The organism is Paenibacillus sp. SN-8-1 (genome assembly GCF_050995535.1).
Lineage (GTDB): Bacteria > Bacillota > Bacilli > Paenibacillales > Paenibacillaceae > Fontibacillus.
In genome coordinates this window covers 1,637,880-1,652,383 of the sequence record NZ_CP194782.1, presented here as the reverse complement: position 1 = coordinate 1,652,383, position 14,504 = coordinate 1,637,880, and the positions used below count along the sequence as shown (strand labels likewise).

Below are 14,504 nucleotides of genomic sequence, written 5' to 3'. Positions count from 1 at the left end.
CATAAGAAAGGAGAACCCTTATGTCTCATCTAAGCAAAGAGCAGATTACCACTCTTGAACAAAGACTACGGGAGCAGCGCGAGGATATTGCAAGCCGTCTGGCCTACAATGAGCATTTTGGGATGGCTGCAACTACACGCGAAAATATTGATGAATTATCCACCAACGACAATCATCCCGCGGACCTCGGTACTGAAATGTTCGAGCGTGGCAAGGATTTAGCCTTGGCTGAGCATGCTGAGCTCCGTTTGGACCGGATTGATGACGCTCTGGATCGAATCAGAGAAGGGAGCTATGGAGTATGTATTACCTGCGGCCAGCCCATAAGTTATGACCGGCTGAACGCCATCCCCGAAACCACATATTGCAAGGAGCATACACCACAAAGAGAAGTCTCCAGCAAACGTCCTATTGAAGAGGAATTCCTGTACCCTCCCTTCGGCCGAACCAGCCTTGATGAGCGAGATGATCAGAACGGCTTTGATGGAGAGGATGCCTGGCAAATTCTCGAAAGCTATGGAACCTCTAACTCGCCGGCTATGGCGGAGGACAACGAAATTGACAATTACAATGATATGGAGATTGAAGCCGACAGTGAGCTGGATGGATTCGTTGAGCCGTACGAAAGCTTTGTCGCAACCGACATCACGGGTACCGACGTATTCTTTTACCGGAATGGGCAGTATCGCAAGCATATGAGCAGCACCAAGCATCTGGAATCTGAGGATTCCTTAGGCACCGGCTCTAACGAGTATTAAGCTCCAGCTGACGCTGGACAATACGCACAATATCAGCAATATAATCACCGACAATCGGCAAATTAAGCGCCCCTAACACTTGAAGGAAGTATACAATGGTCGCCGCAAAAATAGTGAACCCGATCGCAATCCCCACCCCGCGGGAGGCACCGAAGATTAGGTTCAGCCAAATAAGCCTCCACGGCTTCATCATAAGCTGGGTATACTCCAAAATTCGTGACTTCTCCAGTTCATGTGACCAATGGAGAGTCACTTTATATACAGTTCCCATCTTCTCTTCCATCGTCCCATCCAGCAATTGTTCTTCAGTTTCTTTAGCTGCATTCACCGGCTTGCGGTGTATCATTTGACTTGTTCAGTCCTTCCGTAGGTGGCCTTTAAGCTGCTTCATTCAAAATACAAACGAGCCCGCCAGATTTTCCTAGGGGGAATTTCTGGCTAAAGCTCGTTAGTTATTTTTTGCTATTTAGTATGGCCCTAATTCAGAGAACCATGCTGTTTTTATTCGGCAATATGAATTTTGATCTGTTTGGTTCCCAAATCAACCTGCTCCGAGCCTTCCTTATCCCCGAAGGATACTTCCGTAACAAGTACATTTTCACGAAGCACATGGTCAAAAGCGGCAATGGCAGCCTTCAGCTCATCATCTACACTGAGCGTAAGGTGAACCCTTTTCTCAATCGGAAGATCCAGCTTCTTGCGTGTGTCCTGAACCGCACGAACCACCTCACGAACCAGTCCTTCCTGTTCAAGGGCAGGGGTAATCTCGGTATTCAAGGCAACTGTAATCCCGTACCCGGAGGCAGATGCAAATCCAGGCTTCGCCTGCTTCTCAACCAGCAGTTCCTCTGCTGTAATCTCAAGCTCCTCACCTTCTGGGGAGGTAATATGAAGAACGCCGCTACTTACGATCCGGCGGGTTTCGTCCGCAGCAAGACCCTTCAGATAACCTTGCAGGAAGCCAACATTCTTGCCATATTTCTTCCCAGCGACCTTAAGGTTCATCTTCAGCGTGAAATCAACAAATCCACTGTCGCTTTGCTCCATTTCAATGTGTTTGATGTTAATCTCATCCTTAATGATCTCTTCATAATCCGCAACTGCAAAGCTTCGATCAATAGAGATAATCAGCTCGGACAGCGGCTGACGCGTCTTAATTCCTGTCTCATTCCGAACATTACGGGCCAGCTCGACAATTTGACGAGCCGTCTCCATATCTTGCTCAAGGTCTTTATCAATAAGGGACTCATCTGCTTTTGGATAATCCGCAAAATGGACACTTTCAAGCTCCCCAGCTAGATTGCTGTAAATATCTTCAGCAAGTAGAGGCGTGTACGGAGCGGTCAGCTTGGCCAGCGTAACCAGAACATTCGTTAGTGTCTGGTAAGCAGACAGCTTATCTTCACTGAGTCCGCTGCCCCAGAAGCGGTCGCGGGAACGGCGGATGTACCAGTTACTGAGCTCATCCACGAACTGTTCAATCGCTTTGGCCGGATTCAGGAAATCGTTCACCGACAGACCTTTATCCACAGTCAGAATCAGACTGTTCAGGCGCGACAGCACCCAACGGTCCAGCTTGCTCTCAGAAGGACGATAAGCTTGCTCCTCAGGACGGTACCCATCGATATTGGCATACAATGTAAGGAACGCATGGGTATTAACCAGCGTGTCGACAACTTTTGATTTGGCTTCAGCTACGATACCTTTAGAGAAACGTTTGCTGTTCCATGGCGCACTGTCGGACAGAAGCGCCCAGCGGAAGGCATCGGTGCCATACTCTTCAATGATATCCCAAGGATCGATTACATTACCTTTGGATTTGGACATCTTTTGCCCATTTTCATCCAGGATGTGCCCTGTTGCAATTACAGCTTTATACGGTGCTTTACCGGTGAACAGAGTGGAGACCGCCAGCAGACTGTAGAACCAACCGCGCGTCTGGTCAATCCCTTCACAAATCATATCCGCCGGATACTGCTCGCTGAATTCCTTCTCATTCTCAAATGGATAATGCTGCTGGGCAAATGGCATGGAGCCACTGTCGAACCATACGTCGATGACTTCCGATGTCCGTGTCATGACACCCTCTTCATGGAATGGAGATTTAAGCTTAATCTCATCCACATAAGGCTTGTGCAGTTCAATATCCTCAGGTACATCGCCTATGGCATGCTCTCTCAGCTCAGCAATGCTTGCAGGGGCGAATTCCTTGCCTGTTTTGTCACAGACCCATACGTTCAGCGGAGTTCCCCAGTAGCGGTTCCGGCTGATGTTCCAGTCCACCAAATCCTCCAGGAACTTACCAAAGCGTCCTTCACGAACATGTCCTGGATACCAGTCCACACTGTTATTGTTGGCGATCAGCTGATCCTTCACAGCGGTTGTCTTGATGAACCAGCTGTCCATAGCATAGTACAGAAGCGGCGATTTACAGCGCCAACAGAATGGATAACTGTGCTCATACTTCTCTTTGCTGTACAGCAATCCGCGCTCGGACAACAATTTGACGATATCCAGATCACAATCCTTCACAAAACGTCCTGCGAGGTCGGTTACCACTTCGGTATATCTTCCTTGAAGGTTAACGACACTAATGAATTCGATATCGTTCTCGCGGCAGGTTCTATAGTCGTCCTCACCATGAGCCGGAGCCAAATGAACGATCCCTGTACCACTGGAATCCGTTACAAATTCAGCGCCCACTACCACCAGGCCATTCTTAGGATGGATGTAGTCAAACGGAGCTTTGTAGCTCTTGCCGACCAGTTCCGCACCACTCAGAGTGGAGAGAACTTCATACTCGCCCTTAAGTACATCCTTGGCAAGACTTTCAGCCAAAATAAATATTTCGTCGCCCTGCTTAACGCGCGCATAAGTGATTGACGGATTCACAGCAAGCGCAGTATTCGCTGGCAGCGTCCATGGTGTCGTCGTCCATGCAAGAATGTATTCCTCGCTGTCATTCAGCTTGAATTTGGCGGTCGCACTAAGATCCTTAACATCTTCGTAGCCTTGAGCCACTTCATGTGAACTTAGGGTAGTCTGGCAGCAAGGGCAATAAGGGCTCACGCGATGACCACGATACAGAAGCCCCTTCTTGTGGATAGTGGACAGAATGTTCCACACACTCTCAATATAGCTGTTCTTAAGCGTGATATAAGGATCATCAAGATCCGTCCAGTAGCCGATCGCTTCGGTCAGCTCTCTCCACTGTTTCTCATATTCAAAGACACTGTCCTTACACTTCTTAATGAATTCTTCAACCCCATAATTCTCGATTTCCTGCTTGCCGGAAATTCCAAGCTGCTTCTCCACACCGAGCTCCACCGGCAGACCATGGGTATCCCAGCCAGCTTTGCGGACAACCCGGTAACCGTTCATAGTCTGATAACGCCCAATAAAGTCCTTGATTACACGGCCAAGCACATGACCGATGTGAGGTCGTCCATTCGCAGTCGGAGGTCCCTCATAGAACACGTAGTTCGGTCTCCCTGCCCGGTTCTCAATACTTTTGCGGAACGTATCCTCACTATTCCATTTGGCCAAAATCCGTTTCTCCCGCGCACGGGCTTTTTCTTTCACATCCACCTTTTGCATCCCTAACAGCCTTCCTTTCTCCAACGTAAAATCATAGTCTGAAAACAACAAAAAAAGCCCGTCCCTAAAGGGACGAACTTATGCTCGCGTTACCACCCTTGTTCCAATCTTCCTTCAGCGTGGCAGATGAAAGATTGACAACTTAGTCCATACACTTGATATGGGTCCGGTATAACGGCCGGCAGCCGGTAAAGCTTAACGTCTCCAGAGAACTTTGATCTCTGCAAATTTAGGCTTAACTTCTCCGGGAGGATATTCCGTCTGGCTCTTGAACGTTGGCTTTCAGCAGGATGCCAACTCTCTGGGGATCAAGGGGTTCAGCGTACTGGTTCCCATCATCAAAAGATTGCTTTGCAGTTAAAATGATATGTTCTTATTTATACCTGTTTTAGGTCATAATGTCAACCTGGAGAAGGCCTAGTAAATCTCGCGCACTTCACGCTCACCGCGTTTGGTATCCTCTTCAAGAGATTCCCAGCCATCTTGACTTAAAAGTTCCAGCTGTGCTTCGACCAGTACCCGGAAGCGAGCCCGGTACACGGATGCCTGTTTCTTGAGTTCTTCAACTTCAAGGGCAACCTTGCGGGATTTGCTTAAGGATTCGTTGATAATACGATCCGCATTCTTCTCTGCTTCTTTTATAATAAGCTGAGCTTCCTTCTTCGCATTGTTTCTAACCTCGTCCGCCGCTTCCTGGGCAACGATGATCGTCTTGCTCAGCGATTCTTCAATCGTAGCAAAATGGTCAAGCTTCTCCTGCACCGTCAGCAGCTGGTTCTGAAGATCCTTGTTCTCCCGAATGACACTCTCGTAATCCTTAATGATCTGATCGAGAAATTCATTCACTTCATCTTCGTCATAACCGCGAAGACGTCTAGAGAACTCCTTATTATGTATATCCAGCGGCGTTAATGGCATGCTGCGCACCTCCTAAAAATTTGAACAACAAGGCAGAAGATCAGGTTGTCGCTCTGTACACTGTATTCCAATTCGACAGATCAAGAAGATTTCCTGCTGTCTTCTACACAAATTTCCCGATTTTCACACGGAATCTCCCTTTTTTCGTCACGCCGTCGAGCTCCAGGACTTTGAACCGTCCAAATCCCTGCAGAGAGACAACATCCCCTTCTTTTAAATTCTTTGAAGGGTCTTCCTCTGTCCTCCAATTGATTCGACAGCGGCCAGCTTTGATTGGAATCAAAACCTTGCTTCGGCTAAGCCGGTACACATCACTGACAATCCCGTCCAATCTCAAGGAAGCCACGGTCAGCACCATGGAATCCAGGCTTTGACTCGATACACGAAGTTCATGTAAATCCTTGATCTCCGTATATACATTGACCCTGTGGACTTGACGCAGATTAGCACGAAGGTAGTCCGCGGTCTCTTCAGCAACAATTACATTGCAGCCATCCTCAAGAACATGGATGTCTCCAATCTTGTCACGCTTCAGTCCCAAGGACAGCAGGGCCCCCATATAGTCTCCGTGTTCCAAGCTGTCCAGCTTTTGGTCAAGAGAAGATATATCAAGAACTTTAAGCTTCATCGGTTCATAGGATAAATCCCGATAGCCCGGGGCTATAAGAGCGCGAACCCGTTCAGCTCCTTCATACCCGCCGTCATGCCGGACGCTCACCTCGGGGTTCCTTCTAGCCAGAGATTCCAGGATGAAGAATTGACGAGGGTCCAGGAAATCGGTTAACTTCACTTCATGGTATTCCCCGGCTCCAACAATCCACTCCCATGCCCGGTCAACAAACATTCGTTCTTCCGGCCGGAAATGCTCATAGATGTCAATCTTCATTATCTGCTTCCTGTAAGATAGCCGATCACACTAACAAGCCCAATAACAGCAAGCCGGAGTACAAATAAGGCTACGATTGGAGAAATATCAATCATGCCCATAACCGGCGGTATGAAACGGCGGAATGGAGCAAGAAATGGCTCAACCAGCTTCCCAAGCAGGTCACCAATAAAGCTCTCCCTGACATTCGGTATCCATGACATCAGAATGTAAATGATAATCATATACGTATAAATTTGATACAAGGCATAAATAATCGTCTCAATGCTGCTCAAACTCCGGTCACCTCATTCTGTTATATTCTTGTTCGTCGGCTAGAATTTCAGTAATGGAGCCCTGAATTTCAACCGTATCCGGGGTGCACAGAAAGATGTTTCCGCCAATTTTGGAAATACTACCGCTCAGAGCATAGACCGTACCACTCAGAAAATCGATAATACGAAGGGCCTGATCATTACGGACACGCTGCAGATTGACAACCACTGCGCGGTGCGAACGCAGATGATCTGCAATCTCTTGCGCTTCATCATAAGAACGAGGCTCATTCAAGATCAGCTTCACATTCTTCTGGGAATGAATACTTACCACATTACTTCCCCTTTGATTTCTACGTGCGTCGAAGCTCGGAGTTTCAAGCTCAGGTTCATCCGTCTCCTGGAATTTCTCTCGTTCCACAACTTCCTCTTCTTCCTGAAGACCAAAGAAATTCATAAATTTATTCATGACTCCCATTAATTCTCCTCCTCTTTCCCCACTAATAGAGTTCCGAGGCGAAGCCATGTCGCCCCTTCTTCAACCGCCACCTCAAAATCATTCGACATTCCCATCGATAAATGTTCCATCGGCTCGTCTGTTAACGACTTCTCATTCAGCTGATCTCGGAGCTCCCTTAGCCCTCTGAAAATAGGTCTTGTATCCTCCGGGTCACCCTCGAAGGGGGCCATAGTCATTAGCCCGATTACCTTGAGATGAGGCAGCTTCCGAATCTCTTCAAGAAAGCCAGGCACTTCACCTGGAGCAAGGCCCTGCTTAGTCTCCTCACCAGATATATTAACCTGGACAAATACCTTAATAAACGTATTCTCCGCGGCGGCTTTCTTCTCCAGCTCTTTAGCCAGGGATAGGCGGTCCAAGGAATGGATATACCCAAACTTCCCAATAACATCCTTCACTTTATTGGTCTGCAAATGGCCAATGAAATGCCAGGTACCTCTGCCGCCAAGCTTTTCCCATTTCGGACCTGCCACCTGCAAGCGATTCTCACCAATATGTGTAAGCCCTTGGTCAAGCACCGCTTCAGTTGCCTCTACCGAGACGTATTTCGTCACCGCTACTATGTTAATCTCTTCAGGCTGCCTTCCACTTCGTTCACAGGCTTGTCTGATTCGTGTGTTCACATGTTCAATCCGTTCCTTCAAGCTCAAGAAGGATCACCTCTCCTTCATTCCGATCCAGCTGGCCATACGACCGGTAATTCCATTCTCCTTGCGATAGGAAAAGAAGACATCGGTACTGCAGCTTGTACACCATGATGTACATTCGATATGGCTCGGCAAAATTCCTGCTTTTATCATAATGATTCGATTCAGTTCTTTCAAGTTCAGCATGCTTTTGCCGGTATTAACTGACGCAGAGGCTACCTTCTCTTCCAATTCCCGCTGTGAATGTTCAGGCACAATACTTCTAACCCTGGACATCACATGCTCATCAACTTCATAACAGCAATCCCCTATAGAAGGGCCAATCGCTGTTCTGATCTCGTCCGGTCTGCTGCCGTAAGCTTCCTCCATCTTCATAACCATTTGCGAGGCAATCTGCTGAACTGTTCCTTTCCAACCCGCGTGAGCTAGGCCAACAGCATGATGTACAGGATCGAAGAAATAAAGCGGCACACAATCCGCATAGAAAGACGTAAGCAAAACTCCCGGCACATTCGTAATCAGGCCGTCCGTATCCTCAAAGCTGCTTGTTCTGTCGAGCCTCCCCCGTCCACGTTGTTCAGCTCCTACCACTCCTACACGGGTGTCATGGACCTGTTCTCCACAGGTCCATGCCTCGAATGAGAATCCCAAAGATTCCGCTAACTTTGCCCTGTTGGCAATCACCACATTTGGATCGTCTCCTACATGCAAAGCCAAATTAAGACTATCATAGGGAGAGGCTCCCGCCCCGCCGCCCCTTCCGGTAAAGCCAACGCTCAGTTCCGGAAAGGCTTCCTCCCAAGAACGTATGCTCAGTCGCTCCGGCTCCCCGTCCTTTATATTTACCCTAACAAACGGTTCCATATCCCATATCCTCCTAATAACACCTTAATACAGTGTACCATATGCTCGGAACTTTACTAACCCTGAATCCAGGAGTTTTGCATATAGCGAGCCATCTTAGCAGCCTTACAAACTCCGGCGTCCCTCATGTCTGTCTCGTTCAATATAGATCGTGTTATCATTTTCCTGGGTTCTGATCCGGCTTTCATCCAGCTTTACAAGCACGACATCCGAACCGATCTTTACAATATTCCGCCAGGGAATGACCATATCGTTACCGCCCCCGAACAACCCCATAAATTTACTGTAGCCCGGAACTACGATAGCTTCGATAAGTCCCTGGCGCAGATCAAGCTCCAGATCACTAATTTGACCGAGTCTTTTTCCGTCCACTACATTAATAACATCTTTCGTCTGGAAATCGGAGATTTTCACCAAGCAACCTCTCCCCCTTTGTGCACATCATACATCCAGTACCTGTCAGGACCTCTTGCGCCCTTGTCTGTTAAATATATGAGGCTCTTATCCAAAAAATAAGATCAAGCACAAAAAAAGACGGTCCCTTTCGGGCCGTCAGGATTTCACATGCTTTTGCATCTGTAAAATAGCGGATTTCTCCAGCCTGGATACCTGTGCCTGAGAGATACCAATCTCATCCGCAACCTCCATCTGGGTCTTACCTTCAAAAAACCTCATGGACAGAATCATCTTCTCTCTGCGGTTAAGCTTGTGCATGGCTTCACGCAGCGCGATCTCCTCGATCCAGGATACGTCCTTGTTCTTATCATCGCTGATCTGATCCATCACATAGATCGGATCCCCGCCGTCATGATAGATAGGCTCAAAGAGGGATACGGGGTCCTGGATAGCATCTAGTGCGAATACTACGTCTTCCTTAGGTATGTTCAAAGCCTCCGAAATTTCAAGTACGGTCGGTTCGCGTGAGTTCCGGTTCGTCAGACTGTCCCGCATCTGAAGCGCCTTATATGCAATGTCCCGCAGGGACCTAGAGACCCGAATTGGGTTATTGTCCCTCAAATACCGACGGATCTCACCGATGATCATAGGAACCGCATAGGTGGAGAACTTCACATTTTGCGATAAATCAAAATTATCAATAGCCTTCATTAGTCCGATACAACCGACCTGGAACAAATCATCTACATACTCACCCCGATTGTTGAACCGCTGGATTACGCTGAGCACGAGCCTCAGATTCCCATTTACTAACTTTTCTCTTGCTGCTCGCACGTGGTCTTGTTGTAGAGAGTGGAATAATTCACGCATTTCCGCATTCGTTAGAACAGGTAGTTTTGCAGTGTCGACACCGCAAATCTCGACTTTGTTTCGTGTCATCGTGTCTTACCTCCCAAGGATACAGATCAAACCTGTAAGGCTCTGCGGCCCTACCTAATCTGCGGTGAAACTAATGTACATTATCTCCGAGGGAGGTCTTTTTATTCCTATATTTTGGGGCTACACCATTTTATTGAATTCTTTTCTCAGACGCTTGATGATCCTTTTCTCAAGACGGGAAATGTAAGATTGTGAGATCCCAAGCAGGTCTGCCACGTCCTTCTGCGTCTTCTCTTCCCCATCGGTAAGTCCAAAGCGAAGCTCCATAATCATGCGTTCCCGATCGCTAAGCTTTTCCAGCGCCTTGTGAAGCAGCTTACGGTCCACCTGCTCTTCAATGTTGCGGTAGATGGTGTCATTCTCGGTGCCCAGAACATCCGACAACAGCAATTCATTACCATCCCAGTCGATATTTAACGGCTCGTCAAAAGATACCTCGGATCTGATCTTGCTGTTCCGCCGCAAATACATCAGAATTTCATTCTCGATACAACGCGAAGCGTAGGTTGCAAGTTTTATCTTTTTCTCGGGATCAAAAGTATTGACGGCTTTGATTAATCCAATGGCTCCGATTGAGACCAGATCTTCAATATTGATCCCTGTGTTCTCAAATTTACGGGCAATGTACACAACCAGGCGCAGGTTGCGTTCAATCAGCATCGCCCTTATGGCTGCATCTCCACTGGAGAGCTTCTGCAGCAAAAACTCCTCTTCTTCACGTGTTAAAGGAGGCGGAAGCGCCTCACTCCCCCCGATATAATAAATTTCTTCACTTTTCATCCCTAAAAGGAACAGCAGCCTATAATACTGAAGTTGAAGTGTCAATTTCCATTTTACAAGCATGGCCCAAACCTCCTATATCACGTTAGCAATTGCACTTGCCTGGTCGCTTTCGCTTGTCTCTTCCGTTAGCTGTGGATGGATAATGGCCTTATAAGCTCCTTCAGACGACAGCCTTCCACCGTCTAATCCGATCAGCACCCGGCTCGTTGTCGTTCTTTTGTCTCCGATCACAACGCTTACCGTATCCGGCTTGAGTGCAATCATAAACTGCGAACCTTTATTAATCCCCCGGTAGGGAACCAGCCGCAGTCTATCTCTCCAAGGGAAAGCTGAGTCTTCACTTAGCTCCATAATGAGGTTGTCCGCTCCGCCACTGCTGAGCTTGCCAGCCCAGCCCCCCGGGAGAAAGTTCTCCCAGAGCGAGGCTTCCATAACCATGACCGGCATCCTGGTTAACGGGTCTGTAAGCTGGTTCCCTGTATCAATGAGTCCCGTACAGCTTACTTCCACTTCCTCAATACGAACCGTTACTTCTCCCAGGTAGGTGTTTAAACGCTGCTGCCTTTGTCTGGAGGATTGAACGGACTTGAACCACAGCAGAACGACCGCAAAAACAACCAGGATGAACAAGGCCCCCAGCTTTATTTCAAAGCCCGCTCCTCCAGTAGTCGTATACCAGATGCCGCTCCATACTTCTCCAGAGCTTTGCAGCAAATAATGGATACCAAGAATCCCCCCGGCCGCGACGAAATTGACGATATAGAAAGCACCCATATTCCGGAGATAGTTTTGCAGACTTCCAAACCCGAAGGCAACCCAAAGCATAATTACTGAGAATAAAAACTTAGTCAGGAACGTATACAAAAAAGACAGCTGAGGCAGAAACATCATAAGCACATATAAAGCGCCAATTACCGCTGCTGCAGCTGTACGCCATTTCTTCACCTTCAGCTTCCGCATCCACGCTGTAACCCAGAGAAGACTTCCATCAATGACCAGGTTCATAAGGAAAATAAGATCAATATAAACAACCACGGCTTCACCTGCCTATTTCCACGGAAAGCAGCTCTTCATTTGCTAGCGTCATGGAAATGCTAAGAACACTTAAGAGATTACCACTTTGAAATGTTTTGTCCCCCGTTCAGTCTTATTGTCCATTCTCTTAAAGCAGATCGATGTTCTCAGTATAAGTAGATCAAAGTATGAAGTCTGTCTAATATTGAATGCGGAGTTCAACTTTTTTTGTCGACCTTCCAGAGATTATCTGTGGTTCCTTCTATCTGCCCTAGCAAGGTTAAAATCAAAAAAGCCCGTTCATCGCACAAGGCGATAAACGAGCTTCATGTATGGGGGAAATCTATCCTGAACTAATCGTTGTTACGGCGATTACGCAGGAATGTTGGAATATCAAGTTGATCTCCGCTTGGCTGATTTCCAAATGGTCTTAAATTATTCGTGCGATTCTCCTGCGGCTCTGAAGTACTTACCGAAGGCTTGCGCAGCGGCTGCTGTGCAGGAGCAGGCTTGTGTTCAAAACCAGTAGCAATTACGGTGACTTTAATCTCTTCCTTCATATTCTCGTCAATTATCGCACCGAAGATCATATTAACTTCAGGATCGGAAGCAGAAATGACAATTTCCGCCGCTTCATTGACTTCATAAAGAGACAGATTGGAGCCGCCGGTAATGTTCATAATGACGCCTCTAGCACCTTCAATTGTAGTTTCCAGGAGAGGGCTCATGATAGCCTTACGAGCTGCTTCTGCCGCACGATTCTCACCTGTTGCGAGACCAATTCCCATAAGCGCGGAGCCGCGCTCGGTCATAATGGTCTTCACATCCGCAAAGTCAAGGTTGATCAGACCTGGCACTGCAATCAGATCGGAAATACCCTGAACCGCTTGGCGAAGCACATTGTCAGCTTCACGGAAAGCTTCCAGCATCGGAGTCTTCTTGTCCACCATTTCAAGCAGGCGGTCATTCGGGATCACGATCAGCGTGTCAACCTTCTCTTTGAGTCCTTCAATTCCAAGCTCGGCATGTGAAGAACGCTTGCGTCCTTCAAAGGTGAACGGTCTTGTAACTACGCCCACTGTCAATGCTCCGCATTCTCTTGCAATCTCAGCAATCACAGGAGCGGCGCCTGTACCTGTTCCCCCGCCCATACCTGCAGTCACGAATACCATATCAGCGCCCTTAAGCGTGTTCGCAATCAAATCACGGGATTCTTCAGCTGCTTTCTTACCAACTTCCGGATTAGCGCCCGCTCCAAGACCACGAGTCAGCTTATCCCCAATTTGCAATCTGTGTTCGGACTTAGCTAGATGCAGTGCCTGCGCATCGGTGTTCACCGTAATGAACTCCACACCCTGCACTCCATTCTCGATCATACGGTTCACGGCATTGCTTCCGCCGCCGCCAACCCCGATGACCTTTATTTTAGCCATGCTCTCCATTTCAAAATCAAATTCCAACATACTCTTCCATCTCCCCCTCAGTGTGCGTGGATGGCCCGTCCATCATTTGGTCCAGTTATATAAATTCTTTAAAGATATTCTTGATACTTCCCCAGATTCCCGCCTTAGGAGCTGTCTCCTGGGCAGCTGGAGCCGACTTTGGATTCTTGACTGTCTTCTTATTCCCAGTGCTGCGGATACGAATGTTACGAATCACATTATACAGGATTCCAACTCCGCTTGTGAAACCAGGGTCTCTGACTCCAATGTAGTCTGGAACAGCAATCCGCACAGAAGCGGCCAGTTCATTCTGAGCCACCTGCAGCAGCCCAGGCATGGATACCGTTCCCCCCGTTAGTATATAACCTCCCGGAAGCTCTGTGTAACCGAGCCGTTTAACTTCCTGACGGATCAGGTGGAAAATCTCCTGTACCCGCGGCTCCGAGATTGCAGCCAGATCCTCCTGGGTAAATTCCTTGTCTACATTACTTCCGATACGGGTTACTTTGAAAGTAACATCATGAGCAGCGTCTTCAATAAGTGCGCATCCGTATTTAAGCTTCACCTTCTCAGCTTGATCCGTCAAAGTTCGAAGCCCATAGGCTATATCATTTGTAATAAATTCTCCACCAATTGGAAGGGTGGAGGTCGCGGAGATTGTCCCATTCTCAAATACGGCAATCGTTGTAGCCCCGGCCCCAATATCTACCAGCACAGAACCCATAGTCTTCTCATCTTTGGATAAAGCCAACTGACCCGCACCCAGCGACAAAAGAACAAGATCAGTAACTTTCAGACCCGCCTTCTCTACGCAGCGAAGAAGATTATGTATTGCTGTCTTTGCACCTGTAATAATGGTAGCTTCGACTTCAAGTCTTACTCCAATCATTCCACGAGGATCTTGAATTCCTTCCAATCCATCCACCACATACTGCTTGGCTACTACATCGATAATCTCCCGTTCAGGAGGAAGTGCAATCACTTCTGCGGCCTTCATGACGCGCTCAATGTCCTCTTCCCCTATTTCACGGTCCTCGTTCGACACAGCCACTACGCCGTGACTGGATTGGAGTCCGATATGATTCCCCGAAATACCGACATACACTTCCGATATTTGAATTCCCACCATGCGTTCAGCATGGTCGACCGCACTCTTGATAGACTGTACTGTCTGGTCAATATCTACAATCGCGCCTTTACGGATTCCTTCCGAATCGGCAGATCCAACCCCAATAATATTAAAGGTTCCATTCGAGATTTCCCCAATAATAGCACGAACTTTGGATGTACCGATGTCCAAACTAACAATGATGTCATTGTTGCTCAAGCCCCTGGCACCTCCTGTTATCATAAAAATTATTTACTAGACCTAAGTACAACTCTCTACTAATTCAACGCAATTTATACTTTCCCTCTTTTTTCTACAAATTTTTTAATTACCAGATTTAGTTAGAACCCTGTCCCAGCAACGATTTGACACAGAATC

At 47.6% G+C, this 14,504-nt stretch carries 15 protein-coding genes and 1 other annotated feature; of the genes, 1 reads left to right on the top strand and 14 read right to left on the bottom strand.

The window, feature by feature from the left end:
• Nucleotides 1–20: 20 nt before the first annotated feature.
• The gene (locus ACRRNK_RS07635) at nucleotides 21–758 is read left to right on the top strand and encodes a TraR/DksA C4-type zinc finger protein (RefSeq protein WP_433946157.1); all 738 of its coding nucleotides are present in this window, start codon (nucleotides 21–23) and stop codon (nucleotides 756–758) included.
• On the opposite strand, the gene ACRRNK_RS07630 is transcribed toward ACRRNK_RS07635, so the two are convergent.
• The 14 genes from ACRRNK_RS07630 to ftsA all read right to left on the bottom strand — a co-directional run bounded on the left by ACRRNK_RS07630 (nucleotide 745) and on the right by ftsA (nucleotide 14,345).
• A complete protein-coding gene (locus tag ACRRNK_RS07630) occupies nucleotides 745–1,041 on the bottom strand; it encodes a DUF5665 domain-containing protein (RefSeq protein ID WP_433946829.1) in 297 nt (98 codons plus the stop codon). The two genes, ACRRNK_RS07635 and ACRRNK_RS07630, sit on opposite strands and share 14 nt — an antisense overlap.
• A 218-nt stretch (nucleotides 1,042–1,259) precedes the next feature.
• Nucleotides 1,260–4,355, bottom strand: a complete 3,096-nt coding sequence (ileS, locus tag ACRRNK_RS07625) for an isoleucine--tRNA ligase (RefSeq protein WP_433946156.1) — start codon at nucleotides 4,353–4,355, stop codon at nucleotides 1,260–1,262.
• A gap of 65 nt (nucleotides 4,356–4,420) precedes the next feature.
• Nucleotides 4,421–4,703: a binding site (T-box leader), on the bottom strand.
• 69 nt (nucleotides 4,704–4,772) lie between these two features.
• On the bottom strand, nucleotides 4,773–5,273 hold the full coding sequence (locus ACRRNK_RS07620) for a DivIVA domain-containing protein (RefSeq protein WP_251378142.1): 501 nt from the start codon (nucleotides 5,271–5,273) through the stop codon (nucleotides 4,773–4,775).
• A gap of 103 nt (nucleotides 5,274–5,376) precedes the next feature.
• Nucleotides 5,377–6,159 carry an RNA-binding protein gene (locus ACRRNK_RS07615; RefSeq protein ID WP_433946155.1) on the bottom strand — a complete coding sequence of 261 codons (783 nt, stop codon included), beginning with the start codon at nucleotides 6,157–6,159 and terminating at the stop codon, nucleotides 5,377–5,379.
• A complete protein-coding gene (locus tag ACRRNK_RS07610) occupies nucleotides 6,159–6,434 on the bottom strand; it encodes a YggT family protein (RefSeq protein WP_433946154.1) in 276 nt (91 codons plus the stop codon). Before ACRRNK_RS07610 ends, ACRRNK_RS07615 begins: the two co-directional genes overlap by 1 nt.
• Nucleotides 6,435–6,441: 7 nt before the next feature.
• Nucleotides 6,442–6,891: a cell division protein SepF gene (locus ACRRNK_RS07605; protein ID WP_433946153.1), complete on the bottom strand. Its 450-nt coding sequence runs from the start codon at nucleotides 6,889–6,891 to the stop codon at nucleotides 6,442–6,444.
• Entirely contained in the window at nucleotides 6,891–7,583 is a 693-nt protein-coding gene (locus ACRRNK_RS07600) for a YggS family pyridoxal phosphate-dependent enzyme (protein ID WP_433946152.1), read from the bottom strand. Before ACRRNK_RS07600 ends, ACRRNK_RS07605 begins: the two co-directional genes overlap by 1 nt.
• Nucleotides 7,584–7,589: 6 nt before the next feature.
• A complete protein-coding gene (pgeF, locus tag ACRRNK_RS07595) occupies nucleotides 7,590–8,444 on the bottom strand; it encodes a peptidoglycan editing factor PgeF (RefSeq protein ID WP_433946151.1) in 855 nt (284 codons plus the stop codon).
• Between the two features lie 105 nt (nucleotides 8,445–8,549).
• Nucleotides 8,550–8,858 carry a YlmC/YmxH family sporulation protein gene (locus ACRRNK_RS07590; protein WP_433946150.1) on the bottom strand — a complete coding sequence of 103 codons (309 nt, stop codon included), beginning with the start codon at nucleotides 8,856–8,858 and terminating at the stop codon, nucleotides 8,550–8,552.
• 138 nt (nucleotides 8,859–8,996) lie between these two features.
• Nucleotides 8,997–9,779, bottom strand: a complete 783-nt coding sequence (sigG, locus tag ACRRNK_RS07585) for an RNA polymerase sporulation sigma factor SigG (protein WP_068616382.1) — start codon at nucleotides 9,777–9,779, stop codon at nucleotides 8,997–8,999.
• A 120-nt stretch (nucleotides 9,780–9,899) separates the two neighbouring features.
• Nucleotides 9,900–10,622: an RNA polymerase sporulation sigma factor SigE gene (gene sigE / locus ACRRNK_RS07580; protein ID WP_433946149.1), complete on the bottom strand. Its 723-nt coding sequence runs from the start codon at nucleotides 10,620–10,622 to the stop codon at nucleotides 9,900–9,902.
• Nucleotides 10,623–10,634: 12 nt separating this feature from the next.
• Nucleotides 10,635–11,597, bottom strand: a complete 963-nt coding sequence (gene spoIIGA, locus ACRRNK_RS07575; protein ID WP_433946148.1) for a sigma-E processing peptidase SpoIIGA — start codon at nucleotides 11,595–11,597, stop codon at nucleotides 10,635–10,637.
• Nucleotides 11,598–11,929: 332 nt separating this feature from the next.
• Nucleotides 11,930–13,039: a cell division protein FtsZ gene (gene ftsZ / locus ACRRNK_RS07570; RefSeq protein WP_433946147.1), complete on the bottom strand. Its 1,110-nt coding sequence runs from the start codon at nucleotides 13,037–13,039 to the stop codon at nucleotides 11,930–11,932.
• Between the two features lie 55 nt (nucleotides 13,040–13,094).
• Nucleotides 13,095–14,345, bottom strand: coding sequence for a cell division protein FtsA (gene ftsA, locus ACRRNK_RS07565; protein ID WP_433946146.1), 1,251 nt, complete (start codon nucleotides 14,343–14,345; stop codon nucleotides 13,095–13,097).
• Nucleotides 14,346–14,504: the final 159 nt, after the last annotated feature.